Below are 16,184 nucleotides of genomic sequence, written 5' to 3'. Positions count from 1 at the left end.
GGGGATCCCCCAGCCCTACCAGGACCAGCGACGAAGGAGTCGTTCCTTGCAGCCCGATCTCGCCGTGCTCTCCGCCCGGCTGCTCGACCCGGTCACCGGCACGTTCCTGCCGCACACCGCCCTCGCCGCGGCCGGCGGCCGGATCACCCGCCTCGGCGACGACCGGGAGATCCGCGCGCTCGCGGGTCCGGGCACGACCGTCCTCGACCTGAAGGGCGCCGTCGTCACCCCCGGCCTCGTCGACGGCCACATGCACCCGGTGACCGGCGCCCACCGCACCCTCGGCGTCGACCTGTCCGGCTGCGCGGACCTCGCCGCCGTCCGCGAGGCGCTCGCCGGGGAGCGCCGCACCCTGCGGCCCGGTGAGTGGCTGCGCGGCTGGGGGCTGGACCCCAATGTGTTCGGCGCCGGACCGGTCACCGCCGCGGCCCTCGGCCCCGTGCTCGACGGCGTCCCCGCCGCCCTGGACCTCTTCGACGCGCACTCCATGCTGGCCTCGCCCCGCGCCCTGGAGCTGGCCGGGATCGACGGACCCCGCCGCTTCGACCAGGCCGCCCGGATCGTCTGCGACGACGCGGGACGCCCCACCGGACTGCTGCTGGAGGACGCCGCCTGCGAGGTGGTGGAGGCCGTGGCGCCCGTACCCACCGACGCCGAACTCCGCGAGCGGGTCGGCACCGTGCTGCGCGGCATGGCGGCGGCGGGGCTGACCGGCGGGCACGCGATGGACGCGGGCGGGGACAGCCTCGCCACGTACGCGGCGCTGGAGGAGCAGGACGCGCTCGGTCTGCGGGTGCGCGTGGCGCCCTGGTGCCGGCCCGGCGCCGACGCCGACGCGCTGGACGCGCTGATCCGGACGCAGGGCACCGGCGGCCGGCTCTGGCAGGTCGCCGGCGTCAAGCTCTTCATGGACGGCACCATCGACAACGGCACCGCCTGGCTGGAACGCCCGGACTGCCACGGCGAGTCCACGCACGCGTTCTGGCCGGACCCGGACGCCTACACCCGCGCCGTCACGGCACTGCACCGGGCGGGCGTACCCACCGCCACGCACGCCATCGGCGACGCCGCCGTACGCCACGTCCTGGACACCGTCGAGAAGGCCACGGCGGAGAGCGGCCGTTCGCTGCGGCACCGCGTCGAGCACATCGAGACCGTCCCCGACGACACCCTCAGCCGCTTCGCCGCACTCGGGGTCGCCGCGTCGATGCAGCCCACCCACTGCTGCGAGTTCACCCGGGCCGACCACACGGACAACTGGTCGCGCCGGCTCGGCGAGGAGCGGGCGGGGCGCGCCTGGCGCTGCCGCGACCTGTGGGACTCCGGCGCCACCGTCGTCCTCGGCTCCGACTGGCCGATCGCCCCGTACGCGCCGCTCGCCGTCATGGCCGGCGCCCGCCATCGTCGCCCCAGCCGGGACCTGACCCTGCCCCCGCACGGCCCCGACCAGGCGCTCTCCCCCCTGGAGGCCCTGCAGGGCCTCACCGTCAACCCGGCCCGGGTGGCCGGGGAGGAGGGCGAGGCGGGCCGCCTGGCCGTCGGGTACCGCGCCGACCTGACGGCGTTCGCCGACGACCCGCTCGCCGTCGCCGACACCGACCTCGCCGCGCTGCCCGTCGTGCTCACCGTCGTCGACGGCCGGCCCACGCACCGGGACGCCGCGCTGTGACCCGGAGTTGACACCCCGGCCGGGCCGTACCGGTACCCGCCCTCAGGCACCGTCCCGCGGCCCGGCCGCCACCGGCGGCATGTTGAACGGCGTCACGATCTGGATCGTGGCGGGCGGGAAGGCGCCTTCGGGCGGCAGGGCGCCGTGCGCGCGCATCACGGTCTGGCAGGCGCGGCGCACGTCCTGCCGCAGGTCGTGGTGGAGGACGGCGGAGATGCGGCGCTCGCGCAGCAGCCGGGTGTTGTCCTGGTCGAGGTCGTGGGCGATGAAGACGGCGCACTCCCGGCCGAGGTCGTCGAAGGCGTCCACGGTCGCGGCGTTGCCGCCGCCCATCGAATAGACCGCCGTGATGGCCGGGTCGCGCCGGAGTGCCGCGAGGACCAGGTCCCGCTGGGTGGCGTCCAGGCCGTCGCTGTCGGTGACCTCCACCAGCGTGCGGTGCGGCTGGGTGCTGCGCATGGCGCTGCGGAAGCCCATCTCGCGCTCCTCCTCGCCCCGGAAGAAGCCGCGGCTGATGGTGGTGAGGACGTTGCCGGGCCGGTCGCCGAGCCACTGGCCGACGAGGTAGGCGGCCGTGGTGCCGGCGGCCCGGTTGTCGATCCCCACGTACGCGCGGCGCGCGCTGCCGGGCAGGTCCGTGACGAGCGTGACGACGGGGATGCCGGCAGCGGCCAGCCGGCCGACGGCCGCTGCCACCTCCGGGACGTCCGGCGCCTTGAGGACGACGCCCTGGCTGCCGCGCTTGGCGATCCTGTCCAGCGTGGCGACCAGTTCGCTCACGGGCCCGGTCTCGCGGAAGTGGAAGCGCGAGCGCACCACGGCGGGGCGCAGCGCGGGCAGTTCGGCCTCCAGGGCGGTGCGCACCGCCGACGAGAACCGCGCCGGCGACTGCATCACGATATCGATCATGAACGTGCGGCCGCCGATCCGTACCTGGGTCCGCTGCCGGTCCAGGTCCTCGATGGCCTGCCGCACCTCGCGCGCGGTGTTCTCCCGTACGCCGCCCCTGTTGTGCAGCACACGGTCGACGGTGGCTTCGCTCAGCCCGGCCTGACGGGCGATCTCACGGATCGGATACGGGTGTGCCATGGCGGATCCTTGCGAAACGGCGAGGGGTTTTTGAGGGATGACTGAGGGTTGCTTGAGGGATACGGGGCTCACAAGAATGACAGAACCCGCTGCTCACCGGAAGGAACCGGCATGTACGCGCACCCCGCTGCGTCCCACCCCTGGCTGACCGGAGCAGACTGCTCGCTCGACGCCTTCCGCGCCCTGGTCGAACGGGCCACCTACCCGGCCGCCTTCCCGGCCGCCGACACCGTCGAGCAGAACGTGCCCCGCTACTCCGGCGACCGGCTGCGCACGCTCACCGCCACCCCGGACGGCCGCCGCGCCGTGCAGGCCGAGCTGATCCGCGCGCTGTCGGACGGACCCGGCATCGTCGTCCTCACCGGCGCCTTCGACGCCGCCGTCACCGTCCGCGCCACCGACGCCTTCCGCGCCCTCATCGAGGAGGAGCGGGCGGCCGGCACCGCGCGCGGCGACCACTTCGCCAGGCCCGGCGCCAACGACCGCGTGTGGAACGCCCTGGAGAAGACGGCCGTCCGCGCGCCGGAGACGTTCGCCGACTACTACGCCAACGACCTCGTCGCCCTGGTGGCCGAGGCCTGGCTCGGGCCGGGCTACCAGGTCACCTCGCAGATCAACGTGGTCAACCCCGGCGGCTCGGCGCAGAGCGTGCACCGCGACTACCACCTCGGCTTCCTCTCCCAGGAGCAGGCAGCTTCCTACCCGGCGCACGTCCACCGCCTCTCCCCCGCCCTGACCCTGCAGGGCGCCGTCGCCCACTGCGACATGCCGGTGGAGTCCGGGCCGACGCTCTACCTGCCGTACTCACAGGCGTACGAACCGGGCTATCTCGCCTGGCGGCGCCCGGAGTTCCTCGCGTACTTCGAGGAACACCACGTGCAGCTGCCGCTGGCCAAGGGGGACGCGGTGTTCTTCAACCCCGCGCTGTTCCACGCCGCCGGACACAACCGCTCCGCGGACATCCGGCGGATGGCCAACCTGCTGCAGATCTCCTCCGCCTTCGGCCGCGCCATGGAGACCGTCGACCGCGAGGCGGTGGTCAACGCCCTCTACCCGGTCCTGCTCCGCCGCAAGGCCGCGGGCGCCGGCGAGGAGTGGCTGCGGAACGTCGTCGCCGCCTCCGCCGAGGGCTACCCCTTCCCCACCGACCTGGACCGGGACGCGCCGGTCGGCGGCCTCGCCCCGCCGTCCCAGGCGGACACCGTGCGGCAGGCGCTCGCCGAGGAGTGGACACCGGAAGCGCTGCGCAAGGAACTGCGGGCCGGCGCCGAACGACGGCGCGGCTGAGAGAGCGGAGAGAAGCGGACATGGCACTGCGGGAACTGCTGACCGACAAGATCGTGCTCATCAATGGCGGAAGCCAGGGGGTCGGCGCCGGGGTCGCCCGCGCGGCCGCCCGGGAAGGCGCCACCGTCGTCGTCACCGGCCGCCGCGCGGAGGTCGGCGAGGCGCTGGTGGCCGAACTGACCGCGACGGGAGCCAAGGCCGCCTTCCGCCGCGCCGACCTGGCCGACCCGGCGCAGGCACGCGGCGGCGTCGAGGACGTGGTGGCCGCGTACGGACGCATCGACTGCCTGGTCAACGCCGCGGGGCTGACCTCGCGCGGCTCGCTCCTGGACACGACGCCCGAGCTGTTCGACGCGCACATCGCCGTCAATCTGCGGGCGCCGTTCTTCGCCATGCAGGCGGCCGTCGCCGACATGGTGGCGCGCAAGGCGCCGGGCACCATCGTCAACATCGGCTCCGACTGCGCGCACGGCGGCCCGCCGTACCTCGCGCCGTACTCCGCCGCGAAGGCCGGGCTCGCCGGCCTGACCAAGAACGCCGCGCACGCCCACCGCTGGGACCGGATCCGGATCAACGGTCTCAACATCGGCTGGACGGAGACCGAGGGCGAGGACACCGTCCAGCGCGCCTTCCACGGCGCGGGCGACGACTGGCTGGAACAGGCGGCCCGTACGCAGCCGATGGGCAAGCTGGGCCAGGTCGACGAGATAGCCGACTTCGTCGTCCTCCTCCTGTCCGACCGCAGCGGGGTCGTCACCGGCTCGGTCGTCGACTGGAGCCAGCACGTCATCGGCGGCTCGGACTGACCTCGCGTACGCACGGAAGGAGCGCGCGCATGCGCCTCGGCATCATGGGTCTCGGCAGGATCGGGACCTTCCACGCACAGACCCTCGCCGCGCTGGACGCGGTGGACTCCCTCGTGGTCACCGACCCGGTCGCGGCCGCCGTCTCCGCCGCGGCCGACCGGCTGGGCGCCGAACCGGCCGACTCGCCGGAGTCGGTACTCGCCTCCGGGGTGGACGGCGTGGTGATCGCGGCGGCGACCGACGCGCATCCCGCGCTCCTCCACGCGGCGGTCGAGGCCGGACTGCCCGTCTTCTGCGAGAAGCCGGTGGCCCGCACCCCGGAGGAGAGCCTGACCGTCCTGAAGGCGGTGGAGGCGAGCGGGGTGGCGGTGCAGATCGGCTACAACCGGCGCTTCGACCCCGGCTTCGCGGCCGCGCGGCGCGCCGTCGTCAGCGGCGAGCTGGGACCGCTGCACACCGTACGGTCCACGACCCTGGACCCGGAGCCGCCGCCCGCCGCGTACGTGGCGGTCTCCGGCGGCATCTTCCGCGACTGCGCCGTGCACGACTTCGACACGGTCCGCTGGGTCACCGGGCGCGAGGTCACCGAGGTGTACGCGACCGGCAGCAACCGCGGCGCCGCGTACATCGCGGCGGCGGGCGACGTCGACACCGCCTCCGCGATCCTCACCCTCGACGACGGCACCCTGGCGGTCGTGTCCAACACCCGGCACAACCCCCGCGGCTACGACGCCCGGCTGGAGCTGCACGGCATGAAGGACAGCGTCGCCGCCGGACTGGAGGACCGGCTGCCGCTGCGTTCGGTGGAACCGGGCGTCACCTTTCCCGGCGGCACCCCGCACCACTTCTTCATGGACCGCTTCGCCGCCGCCTACCGTGCCGAGCTCACCGCCTTCACCGAAGTCGTCGCGGGCACCCGCCCCTCCCCGTGCACCGTCGCCGACGCGCTGGAGGCGGGGTGGATCGCCGAGGCGTGCACACTCTCCCTCCACGAGCGGCGGCCGGTGCGCATCGAGGAGGTACGCACGGTCTGACCACCGGTTCCGCGGGATCTCCGGCGGACCGTCGTGGGTGCCGGCAGCCGCGTCATGGGATGCTGGAGCCTCCATGGATCATGGCGAGCAACGGGAGAGTACGGCAGCGTGATGGCAGCGATACGGCGGGCCCGCACCGGCACCTGGGACCGCTTCGCGGCGTCCGACCCCGGACTGCTGCGGCTGATGGCGGGGTTGCGGACGGTCGGCGCGATCACGCTGACCCTCGCGGTCCTCGCCCTGCTCGGCACGGACGTCACGCACATGGTGGCGGGCGCGATGGCGGCGATGGTCGGCACCTTCGCCATCAAGGAGAAGGAGGTGCGCGGGCAGGCCGTCACGCTCGCCTGCGCACTGCCCGTCGCCCTCGCCTCGATGTCGCTGGGCGCGCTGCTGCACTCGCAGATCATCGCCGGTGACATCTTCTTCGTTCTGCTGATCTTCGCCGCGGTGTACGGCCGCAGGTTCGGCGACCGCGGCACGGCCCTCGGCCTGATCGGCTTCCAGGTCTACTTCGTCTCGCTGTTCGTCCGCGCCACCACCGACACCCTGCCGGAGCTGTACCTGACGCTGACCGTCGCGTTCGCGTGCAGCGCGGTCGTACGTTTCGCCGTGGTGCCGGAGACACCCCAGCGCACGCTGGGGCGGCTCCGCGAGGCGTTCCGGGCCCGGCTCGCCCAACTGGTGGCGGCCCAGCTCGAACTGCTCGACGCCACCCCGGAAGAGCTGGACAAGGTCCTGGACACCCTGCGGCAGCGCACCGCCCGGCTGCACGAAGCTGCCCTGATGATCCAGGGCCGGCTGGACGAGGGCACCCGGGACGCGGCCACCGCCGCCCGGCTGCAGCGCCGCGTCGCCGACGCCGAGATCGCCGCCGAGCGGCTCGGCGTCACCCTGCTCAACGCGCGCAGCGCCGAGCGTGCCGACACCATCACCCTGCACCTGCCGCACGCGCCGGTGCAGGTCGCCGCGCACCGCATGCCGACCGAGGACGCCACGACCATCACGCTCCGGCGGGACCTGAACGCGCTGCACCTGCTGATCGCGCGCCCCGCCGGGGACGGGCGCGGCATGGCCGTCGCCCACGTACGGAACCGGCTGCTCGGCTACCGCGACGAGGACAAGCTGCCGCCCGCCTCGCCCGCCGTCCAGGACGTCTTCCGTGGCATCGGTGAGGCCGCGCGCGCCGTGCTGGGTCTGCGGCTGGCGCTGGACGGGCCGCAGGACGCGTCCGACGACAGCCCCGCGACGGCCCGCTCCCGCGAGGAGTTCGACGCCGAGGACGTGGCGATGGCCGGCCTGGACGAGGAGGCGGAGGAAAAGGCCGAAGACGAGCGCACCGGGCTGCGGCGGCCCACCACCCGGGCCGCCTTCCAGGTGGCGGTGGGTTCGACGCTGGCCATCATCGGCGGCGAGTTCCTCTCCAGCCAGCGCTGGTACTGGGCGGTGCTGACCTGCTGGGTGGTCTTCCTCAACACCGCCTCGACGGGCGAGATCATGGTCAAGGGGTACCGCCGGCTGGTGGGCACGGTCCTCGGCGTGGTCGCCGGTGTGGCGCTCGCCGGCCTGGTCGGCAACAACACCTGGCTCGCGTTCGGCCTGGTCCTGCTCTTCATCTTCGGGATGTTCTTCACGGCCCCGCTGTCGTACGCGCTGATGTCCTTCTGCGTCACCGCGATGCTCGGCCTGCTCTACACACTGCTGAACACCTACAGCCTGGACGTGCTGATCCTGCGCATCGAGGAGACGGCGCTCGGCGCGGCCTGCGGCATCATCGCGGCCGTGCTGGTGCTGCCGGTGCACACCGACAGCCGCACGGACGAGCTGCTGGGCACGGTGCTGGAACGGCTGCGGGACGTGGTGTCGGCGGCGGTGGAGCAGCTCAGTGGCGGCCCCGCGGTCGACCTGCTGGACAAGGCGCGGGACCTGGACACCGCGCTGGACGATCTGCGCGCCTCCACCCAGCCGCTGACGCACCCGATCACACCGCTGCGGGTCCGCCGGCAGACCGCGCGTTATCTGGTGGCGCTGCTGGAGACCTGCGCGTACCACGCCCGTTCGCTGGCGGCGACCGCCGAGCTGGTGCCGTACAGCAAGACCGTCGCGGCCGACCCGCGGCTGGAGCGGGCGGGCCTGCGCATCGCCCGGAACATCGACGTCATAGTGGCGCGGGTGGTGGACGAGAGCGCCCGCGGCGAGGTCACCGCCGGCGCGAGCATCGCCTCGATACTGGACGTGGACGACACCGGCGCCCCGCGCTCCGGCACCGTCACCTACCGCGTGCTGCGCCACCTCCAGCGCCTCGACGAGGGCGTGGTGGGCCTCGCCCGGCCGCTGGACGTGCCGGTGGCCGGGCGCAGCGTCGGCTCGACCGGCTGAGGCCCGCCCCCTCCACGGGCCCCGCCGGCGTCACGCCCGGCTCAGCAACTCCCCCACCAGCGCCCCGACCTGCTCCGTCTCGATGAGGAAGCCGTCGTGCCCGTACGGCGACTCGATGGTGCGGACGCGGTCGGCGCCGGGCAGGGCGGCCGCCAGCTCCGCCTGCTGTGCGAGCGGGTAGAGCCGGTCGGAGTCGTGGTACCGCCCGCCCCGCCGTCCAGGGCCCGTGCCCCGCTCTTTCCTGGACCGGTGCCACGGACCGTAGGACGCGCCGCGGGGCTTACGGAAGCCCGTGCGCCGTCTGGCCACGAAGCCGCAACACCGGCCATGGAGCGGCAACACTGCGGATACGTAAAGGGGTTGGCTAGGTGCGGCCCGCAGGAGCGGTGCTCACGCCACGCGCGAGTCGGCCGGCGCGGAATCCGTGTCGTCCTCGATCAGGTGGACGTCGTTCACATCGATGTTGACCTCGACGACCTCCAGGCCCGTGATGCGTTCCACCGCGGCGACGACGTTCTCCCGTACGTCCCGTGCCACGTCCGTGATCGGTACGCCGTACTCCACGACCAAGTCCAGGTCGATGGCCGTCTGCCGCTCGCCGACCTCGACCCTCACGCCGCGGCCGACGTTCGGACGGCCGCCGGGCACCCGGTCGCGGACGGCGCCGAAGGTGCGGGACAGGCCGCCGCCCATGTCGTACACGCCGGGGATCTCCCGCGCCGCCATGCCCGCGATCTTGACGACCACGACGTCCGCGATGGCGGTCCTGCCGCGCGTCGCCGCGGGCTGGTCGGCGCCGGCCGCGCCACCGCTCAGGGTGGTGTTGCCCGCGGGGGCGCCCTTCGGGGAAGCGGTGCCCTTGGCGGCGTTCGGCCGCTGCGTCGGCTGCTGGGGCGTCTGCTGCGTCGTCATGAAAGGCTCCTCGGTCGGGCGGGTGTGCGTCGGTGGCGGTCACCCGCTCTTGCCCGCTTGGACCCGCCGGAGCCGCGACCGTCACGCGGTCCGCCACCACTTTTCCGCGAGCCGCCCGCGCCGCCGCGACGACGAGACGCGGGCCGTCCTCAGCCGCCGGTCGTGCGGCTTCCCGATCCCGCGGTCGCGGCCGGTGCCGGGGTCTCCTCGGCCGGCCGGGCGGGCGCCGGGCGGCGCACCAGCGGCATACGGAAGGCCCAGTCCATCCGGGGCTCCATCACCGGGCGGAAGAAGCGGCGCACCGGGGGCGAGGTGAGGGCCAGCGCGAGGGCGACGCCGAAGACGGTGACGGCCAGTTCACCGGCCGGGGTGTGCCAGAACGCCGCGTCGAACCAGCCCTTCCAGGCGGCGGTGCGCACGAAGAAGCCGTGCAGCAGGTAGGCGCAGAGGGTGCCGGCGCCGAGCGCGGTGAACCACGTGCGGCGGCGCGGAACCAGCGCCAGGAACGCCACCGAGAGCACGAGCGAGCAGAGCGTCGTGCCCAGCACCATCGCCACACCGACCGGCCAGGAGACGTGCAGCTCGCCCCAGCTGTGGTTGTGCATGGCCCACTGCGCCGTCATCCGGCCCTTGGCCCAGTACGCGAAGGCCGCGCCCGCCACCAGCACCGGTACGGATGCGATCCGCACCCACCGCGCGCGCAGCAGCTGCCAGTGCTCGGGGCGCAGCACCAGGCCGATCACGAAGAAGGGCAGGAACTGGAGCACGCGGTCGAGGTTGAGGACGCCGCTCACCGAGGTGGCCGCGCCGACCAGCGAGACGGCGAAGGCGAGCCCGACCGCGACCCACCAGCGCATCGCCCGCCACAGGGGCGCCGTGAGCCGCCACACGAAGAGCGCCGCGAGGAACCAGGTGAGGTACCACGGGGAGAGCAGGCTGAGGTCGTTGTGGCGGCCGTCGACGACGTTGCCGTACAGCGTGTAGGCGGTTTCGAAGAGGAGATACGGCACCGCGACGCCGGTGATGAGCCGCTTGCCCTGCTCGGGCTTGAGGACGAAACTCCGCGAGAAGTAGCCGGAGATCACGATGAACAGCGGCATGTGGAACATGTAAAGGAACAGGTACGCGGACCACACGGCGTGGCTGTCCTTGAGCGGCTGCCAGGCGTGTCCCGCCACGACCAGCACCATGGCCAGCAGTTTCGCGTTGTCGAAGAATGGATCGCGTCCTGCCCCCGGCACGTCCGGCGAGCGCTGTCCCACGTGGCCTCCTCAGCGATGACCGCGGTGTGCCACCCGCTGTCCCCACCGGTCACCGTGAGCGGGACGGCCCACCCTCCTCCTACACGTTGTAGGGCACGACCCTAGGGCCCCATGGGGCGTGGCGTCGAATGTCCCACCACTGTGTCGGATGTCCCACCACGGTGTCGGACGGCGGCCGTGTGGCTCACCGGGGTTCGTAGGTGCGCTCCGCCCCCTCTACAGGTGAACCGTCGGTCAGGCCCGCGCCGCCGGTCGTCGCCGCCTCGGCCTGCGCCGCGCGGCCGCCGGTCTCGAAGACGATGCGCTCGTCCACGACCCGCATCGGGGCGGCGGACGGCGCGTCGGCGGGCACCTTGAGCACCTTCAGGTTCTCCCGCTGCCGCCGCGGGTCGGCGTGCCGGAGGATTTCCTCCGGGGAGCTGTCCATGTCCACCGGCTCGGCGTGAATGTGGACGACAGCGCCGGTGTCCCCGTCGTACACGACATAGCTGACCGTTTTCATCGTGCACCCTTTCCCGTCGGCCCCTCGGGCTTCAGGTGATGTCGTAAACGATTCCCTCGGCGCGGTGGCCGCCGCCGTCACTGCGGAGTTTTACGGTCACCCGCGTCGCGTTGTTGAGGAATTCATTGATGTTGAGCCGGCGGATGTTGTCCGCCGGGGTGTCGGCCGGATCGTCCCGGACCCCGCAGAGCACCTGGTCACTGCCGCTCCGGACGCACACCGTGGAGATGAAGACCTGCCCGTAGGCGTCCCCGTACTTTCCGGTGAGCCCGCCGGTGATGAGATACCGGCGGTCCGGATTCAGCGCAAGGGTCACGGAAGCCGTCAGGCTTCCCGTCACCCACAGGAAATACCGGCTGACCACGAACACGGCTGCCTCCCCCGGTCAATTCCGATGGCGGCAGCATAAAAACGGCCGACGCGCCCGGCAATCCCGGAATTCGCCGCGCCGAAGACACTACGGACGTGCCGGGCGGTACGGGCGGTGGCGGGGTGGAGCCTGCGGCTACCGACCCCCGGCACCCGGCGCCCAGCCCCGCGCCCGGCACTCCCGGCTACGAACAGACGAACACGGGAGCGGTTGTTCCCCAGAACGCGTGATCGCCCACTAAAGGGCTTTCTTTAGTTGCCTGAGGCAGGTGAAGCTTACGGGGCGCAAGCGACGGGCTGCAGACCGTTACCGCGCCGCCCTCGGCCGAAGTCCCTTTCCGGAGCGGGGGCGTGTCCCAGAAACGCACCATGTACAAGGAGAACGACCCGATGGACTTCCTCACCAACGTGCTGGCCGGCGTCATCCACTTCGTGGGCTGGCTCGTCTGACGGAACCGCATCACCGGGCGCCGCTCCCCCTCGTCCCAAGGGGGAGCGGCGCCCGCCGTCTTTACCGGGCCTGACAGGGGCTCACCTCTCCAGCGGCCGGTGGGCGGTTTCGGGAAGTCGGAGGTAGACGGCGGAGGAGACCAGGCACAGTACGGCCACGTACACGGGGAAGAGGCCGGCCTGGCCCAGGTCCTTGAAGAGCGTGCCGATGTAGGGGGCCGTGCCGCCGAAGAGGGCGACGGTGAGGGAGTAGGGGAAGCCGATGCCCGCCGCGCGGACCCGGGCCGGGAAGACCTCCGCGTTCACGGCCGCCGAGATGGCCGTGAAGCCGCTCAGCAGGATCATGCCCGCGCACTGCACGAGCAGCAGCGTGACGAAGGAATCGTCGAGCGCGCGCAGCAGCGGCACGACCAACAGGGCGAAGCCGATCCCGAACATCAGCAGCAGCGGCTTGCGCCCGAAGCGGTCGGACACCATTCCCGCGACCGGCTGGAGCACGGCGAAGAACATCAGCGAGACGGTGCCCGCCAGCAGCGCGTCCGCCTTGTCCACCCCGGCGTTGAGCTCGGCGTACGTCGGCAGGTACGACGTCCACGTGTAGTACGCGAGCGTGCCGCCGGCCGTGATGCCGCAGATCAGCAGCGACTCGCGCGGATGGCGGCGCAGCGCCTCGAAGAGGCCGGGCCGGGGCGCCTTCGCCTGCTCCTCGCTGCGGGTCTCCTCCGCGCCGCGCCGGACCCAGAAGCCGACCAGGCTCAGGAGCGCACCCAGTACGAACGGGACCCGCCAGCCCCAGCCGTCCATGGTGGCGGGCGCGAGGTTCGCGACGAGCAGCGCCGCGACGCCGGACGCGACGAGCTGCCCGATGGTCGTCGAGACGTACTGGAAGCTGGAGAAGAGTCCGCGGCGGCCGGGGCCGGCGGACTCCACGAGGAACGTGGTCGAAGCGGCGAACTCCCCGCCCACCGACAGCCCTTGCAGCAGCCGGGCCAGGACGAGGACGACCGGCGCGAGGACTCCGGCGGCGGCGTACGTCGGCGTCAGCCCCACCAGCAGGCTGCTGCCGCCCATCAGCAGAATGGTCACCGTCAGCGCCGCACGCCGCCCACGCCGGTCGGCGACCGCGCCCATCAGCAGCCCGCCCACGGGCCGCATGAAGAACCCCACCGCGAAGACCGCGAACGTCGACAGCAGCGGCACCAGCGAGTTCGACGCGCTCTTGGGAAAGATCTGCGCGGCGATGTACGTGGCAAGGAAGGTATAGGTGTACCAGTCGTACCATTCGACCGCATTGCCCACGGACGCCGCCGCGAGCTGGCGCACCGCGGACACCGGGCGCCGCTCCCCCGCCGCCTCTTCGGCCGTCTTGTTCTCCGCGCTCGACATGCGCCTCCGCTCCCGGGTCCTTCACGTGCCCCTGCCGCTCGGGCAGGATGAGCCATCAGGTGATCATGCCCCCGCGAGGCCGGTGGCCGCCAGGTCCGAGTGCGGCCGAAAGGAGATGGCAACGTGCGCGTAGCACTGTTCGTCACCTGCATCAACGACACTCTCTATCCACGGACCGGCCGCGCGGTGGTCACGCTCCTGGAACGCCTGGGGGTGGAGGTCGGCTTCCCGGCGGAGCAGAGCTGTTGTGGACAGCCGCAGTTCAACACCGGCTACCGGCACGCCACGGAGCCGCTGGCGCTCCGGTACGCGCGGGTGTTCCGCGACTACGAGTACGTGGTGGTGCCCTCCGGGTCGTGCGCGGCGATGGTCCGGGACAACTACCCGCGCATGGGCGCGAAGGCCGCTGCGGAGGGGCGCGGCGGGGCGTTGACCGAGGCGGCGGCCGAGGCCGTGCCGAAGACGTACGAGCTGACGGAGTTCCTGGTCGATGTGTTGAAGGTGACGGACGTGGGCGCGTACTACCCGCACCCGGTCACCTACCACCCGACCTGTCACGGGCTGCGGATGCTGGGGCTCGGGGACCGGCCGCGCGCCCTGCTGTCGCACGTCAAGGGCCTGGAGCTGCGGGAGCTGGAGGGGGCGCAGGAGTGCTGCGGCTTCGGCGGCACGTTCGCGGTGAAGAACCCGGCGGTGTCCGCGGCGATGGGTGCCGACAAGACCCGGCACATCCAGGAGACCGGCGCGGCGGCGGTCTGCACGGTCGACAACTCCTGTCTGATGCACATCGGCGGCATGCTCTCCCGCCAGGGCTCGACGGTCCGTCCCGTCCATCTCGCGGAGATCCTGGCCAGTACGGAAGGGAACGTCCTGTGAGCGAAGGGAACGTCCTGTGAGCGTCACCGACCTGGGCATGCCGGCCTTCACGGCGGCCGCCGCCCGCTCCACCCGCGACACCCGCCTGCGCGCCAATCTGCGCCACGCCACGCACACCATCCGCGACAAGCGCGCCAGAGCGGTGGGTGAGCTGGACGACTGGGCTCAGCTGCGCACGGCGGGGCAGGCGATCAAGGACCGTACGCTGCGCCATCTGGATCACTATCTGGAGCGCTTGGAAGAGGCGGTGACCGCAGCGGGCGGCCAGGTGCACTGGGCGGCCGATGCCGCGGAGGCCAACCGCATCGTGACGCGTCTCGTCCGGGCCACCGGCGAGCGCGAGGTCGTCAAGGTCAAGTCGATGGCCACGCAGGAGACCGGGCTCAACGAGGCGCTGGCCGAGGCCGGGATCAGCGCGTACGAGACGGACCTCGCTGAGCTGATCGTGCAGCTCGGCAAGGACCGGCCGTCCCACATCCTGGTCCCGGCCATCCACCGCAACCGCTCCGAGATCCGCGACATCTTCCGCTCGGAGATGGGCGACTGGGGACGCCCGGCACCGGACGGACTGAGCGACCGGCCCGCCGAACTGGCCGAGGCGGCGCGGCTGCACCTGCGGGAGAAGTTCCTGCGCGCCAAGGTCGGCATCTCGGGCGCCAACTTCATGGTGGCGGAGACCGGGACGCTGGTGGTCGTGGAGTCCGAGGGCAACGGCCGGATGTGCCTGACGCTGCCGGAGACCCTGATCTCCGTCGTGGGCATCGAGAAGGTGGTGCCCACCTGGCAGGACCTTGAGGTATTCCTGCAGTTGCTGCCGCGCTCGGCCACGGCCGAGCGGATGAACCCGTACACCTCGATGTGGACCGGCACCACGGACGGGGACGGGCCGCGGACGTTCCACCTGGTCCTGCTGGACAACGGGCGGACGGACACGCTCGCCGACACGGTGGGGCGGCAGGCGCTGCGCTGCATCCGGTGCTCCGCGTGCCTGAACGTCTGCCCGGTGTACGAGCGGGCCGGCGGCCACGCGTACGGCTCGGCGTATCCGGGGCCGATCGGCGCGATCCTGACACCGCAGCTGCGCGGCACGGCGAGCGAGCTGGACGCCTCGCTGCCGTACGCGTCGTCGCTGTGCGGGGCGTGCTACGAGGTGTGCCCGGTGGCCATCGACATCCCGGAGGTGCTGGTGCATCTGCGGGAGCGGGTGGTGGAGGGCGGCAAGGTCACCCGGGGCGGAGTGCGGACGGTGCTCCAGCCTGCGAAGGGGCACGCGGCGGAGCGGGCGGCGATGCGGGCCGCCGCCTTCGCGTTCGACCGGCCCGGTGTGCTGCGCACGGGGCAGCGGCTGGCGGCGCGCACCCGGAGGCTGCATCCGCGGCGGCTGCCGGGGCCGGGACGTGCCTGGACCGACACCCGGGACCTGCCGCCGGTGCCGGCGGAGTCGTTCCGGGACTGGTGGCAGCGCACCCGGGGCGGGGAGCGCGGCAGTGGACAGGAGGGCGCGAAGTGAGCAGCCGGGACGTGGTACTGGCGAGGGTGCGCCGGGCACTGGCGGACGTTCCACGCGCCGCCGGCCCCGAGGAGACACCGGTACCGAGGGACTATCTGCGGGCGCACGGCGACCGGCCGGCGGCGGACACCGCCCGGCTGCTGGCGGAGAACCTCGCCGACTACCGTGCGGTGGTCCACGACATCCACGCCGCCGGGCTCCCGGCGCTGCTCGCGCACCTGCTGGGCGAGCGGGGCTCGCGGTCGGTGGTGGTGCCGGCGGGGCTGCCCGCCGAGTGGCTGGCGGAGTGCGACGTGGAGGTGGTGCCGGACGCGCCGGAGGCGACGCCGGACGAACTGGACGCGATCGACAGCGTGGTGACGGGCTGCGCGGTGGCGATCGCCGAGACCGGCACGATCGTCCTGGACGCGGGCCCGGATCAAGGGCGCCGCCGCATCACGCTGGTGCCGGACCACCACATCTGCGTCGTACGGGTACCGGAGCAGGTCGTGGCGTCGGTGCCGCAGGCGCTGGAGCGGCTTTCCCCGCGGCGCCCGCTGACCTGGATCTCCGGGCCGTCCGCGACGAGCGACATCGAACTGGACCGGGTGGAGGGCGTGCACGGGCCGCGCACGCTGGAGGTGGTGCTGATGACGCCATAAGTGGGGTCTGCG

14 protein-coding genes and 1 pseudogene are annotated in these 16,184 nt (G+C 72.8%); 8 read left to right on the top strand and 7 right to left on the bottom strand.

Translation table 11 applies throughout. From position 1 onward, the window contains the following. Positions 1–46 precede the first annotated feature (46 nt). A complete protein-coding gene (locus ABZ840_RS29205) occupies positions 47–1,669 on the top strand; it encodes an amidohydrolase (protein WP_361564163.1) in 1,623 nt (540 codons plus the stop codon). Between the two features lie 42 nt (positions 1,670–1,711). Here the strand turns inward: ABZ840_RS29205 and ABZ840_RS29200 are convergent, their stop codons facing one another. Continuing rightward, entirely contained in the window at positions 1,712–2,758 is a 1,047-nt protein-coding gene (locus tag ABZ840_RS29200) for a LacI family DNA-binding transcriptional regulator (protein ID WP_361564160.1), read from the bottom strand. A 111-nt stretch (positions 2,759–2,869) separates the two neighbouring features. Here ABZ840_RS29200 and ABZ840_RS29195 point away from each other — a divergent pair, with 111 nt between their 5' ends. From ABZ840_RS29195 to ABZ840_RS29180, 4 genes are all read left to right on the top strand, one after another. Further along, positions 2,870–4,045, top strand: coding sequence for a phytanoyl-CoA dioxygenase family protein (locus tag ABZ840_RS29195; RefSeq protein WP_361564157.1), 1,176 nt, complete (start codon positions 2,870–2,872; stop codon positions 4,043–4,045). Positions 4,046–4,065: 20 nt separating this feature from the next. Further along, positions 4,066–4,851, top strand: a complete 786-nt coding sequence (locus tag ABZ840_RS29190) for an SDR family oxidoreductase (protein WP_361564154.1) — start codon at positions 4,066–4,068, stop codon at positions 4,849–4,851. Positions 4,852–4,880: 29 nt separating this feature from the next. Continuing rightward, a complete protein-coding gene (locus tag ABZ840_RS29185) occupies positions 4,881–5,885 on the top strand; it encodes a Gfo/Idh/MocA family oxidoreductase (RefSeq protein WP_361564151.1) in 1,005 nt (334 codons plus the stop codon). 111 nt (positions 5,886–5,996) lie between these two features. Then, positions 5,997–8,264, top strand: coding sequence for an FUSC family protein (locus ABZ840_RS29180; RefSeq protein WP_361564148.1), 2,268 nt, complete (start codon positions 5,997–5,999; stop codon positions 8,262–8,264). Positions 8,265–8,294: 30 nt separating this feature from the next. On the opposite strand, the pseudogene ABZ840_RS29175 reads toward ABZ840_RS29180, so the two are convergent. The 6 genes and pseudogenes from ABZ840_RS29175 to ABZ840_RS29150 form a co-directional block, all read right to left on the bottom strand. Continuing rightward, positions 8,295–8,459: pseudogene (locus ABZ840_RS29175) on the bottom strand (homoserine O-acetyltransferase); the annotation flags it as partial. A gap of 195 nt (positions 8,460–8,654) precedes the next feature. After that, on the bottom strand, positions 8,655–9,176 hold the full coding sequence (locus tag ABZ840_RS29170) for an Asp23/Gls24 family envelope stress response protein (RefSeq protein WP_361564146.1): 522 nt from the start codon (positions 9,174–9,176) through the stop codon (positions 8,655–8,657). A gap of 149 nt (positions 9,177–9,325) precedes the next feature. Then, positions 9,326–10,438: an acyltransferase family protein gene (locus ABZ840_RS29165; protein ID WP_361564143.1), complete on the bottom strand. Its 1,113-nt coding sequence runs from the start codon at positions 10,436–10,438 to the stop codon at positions 9,326–9,328. A gap of 184 nt (positions 10,439–10,622) precedes the next feature. Further along, positions 10,623–10,940, bottom strand: a complete 318-nt coding sequence (locus tag ABZ840_RS29160) for a hypothetical protein (RefSeq protein ID WP_361564141.1) — start codon at positions 10,938–10,940, stop codon at positions 10,623–10,625. Positions 10,941–10,971: 31 nt separating this feature from the next. Next, positions 10,972–11,310: a hypothetical protein gene (locus ABZ840_RS29155; protein WP_361564138.1), complete on the bottom strand. Its 339-nt coding sequence runs from the start codon at positions 11,308–11,310 to the stop codon at positions 10,972–10,974. Between the two features lie 530 nt (positions 11,311–11,840). Continuing rightward, positions 11,841–13,145, bottom strand: coding sequence for an MFS transporter (locus tag ABZ840_RS29150; RefSeq protein ID WP_361564135.1), 1,305 nt, complete (start codon positions 13,143–13,145; stop codon positions 11,841–11,843). Positions 13,146–13,268: 123 nt separating this feature from the next. Here ABZ840_RS29150 and ABZ840_RS29145 point away from each other — a divergent pair, with 123 nt between their 5' ends. The 3 genes from ABZ840_RS29145 to ABZ840_RS29135 are packed head-to-tail and all read left to right on the top strand — an operon-like array spanning position 13,269 to position 16,172. Then, entirely contained in the window at positions 13,269–14,021 is a 753-nt protein-coding gene (locus tag ABZ840_RS29145) for a (Fe-S)-binding protein (protein WP_361564132.1), read from the top strand. Positions 14,022–14,037: 16 nt separating this feature from the next. Then, positions 14,038–15,531, top strand: coding sequence for a lactate utilization protein B (locus ABZ840_RS29140; RefSeq protein WP_361564129.1), 1,494 nt, complete (start codon positions 14,038–14,040; stop codon positions 15,529–15,531). After that, positions 15,528–16,172 carry an LUD domain-containing protein gene (locus ABZ840_RS29135; RefSeq protein ID WP_361564127.1) on the top strand — a complete coding sequence of 215 codons (645 nt, stop codon included), beginning with the start codon at positions 15,528–15,530 and terminating at the stop codon, positions 16,170–16,172. The genes ABZ840_RS29140 and ABZ840_RS29135 overlap by 4 nt, the downstream gene beginning before the upstream one ends. The last annotated feature ends 12 nt before the right edge of the window (positions 16,173–16,184 follow it).

This window comes from Streptomyces sp. NPDC047117 (assembly GCF_040643545.1).
Lineage (GTDB): Bacteria > Actinomycetota > Actinomycetes > Streptomycetales > Streptomycetaceae > Streptomyces.
The sequence above is the reverse complement of the archived record's forward strand: the minus strand, read 5'-3'. Positions and strand labels throughout refer to the sequence as shown.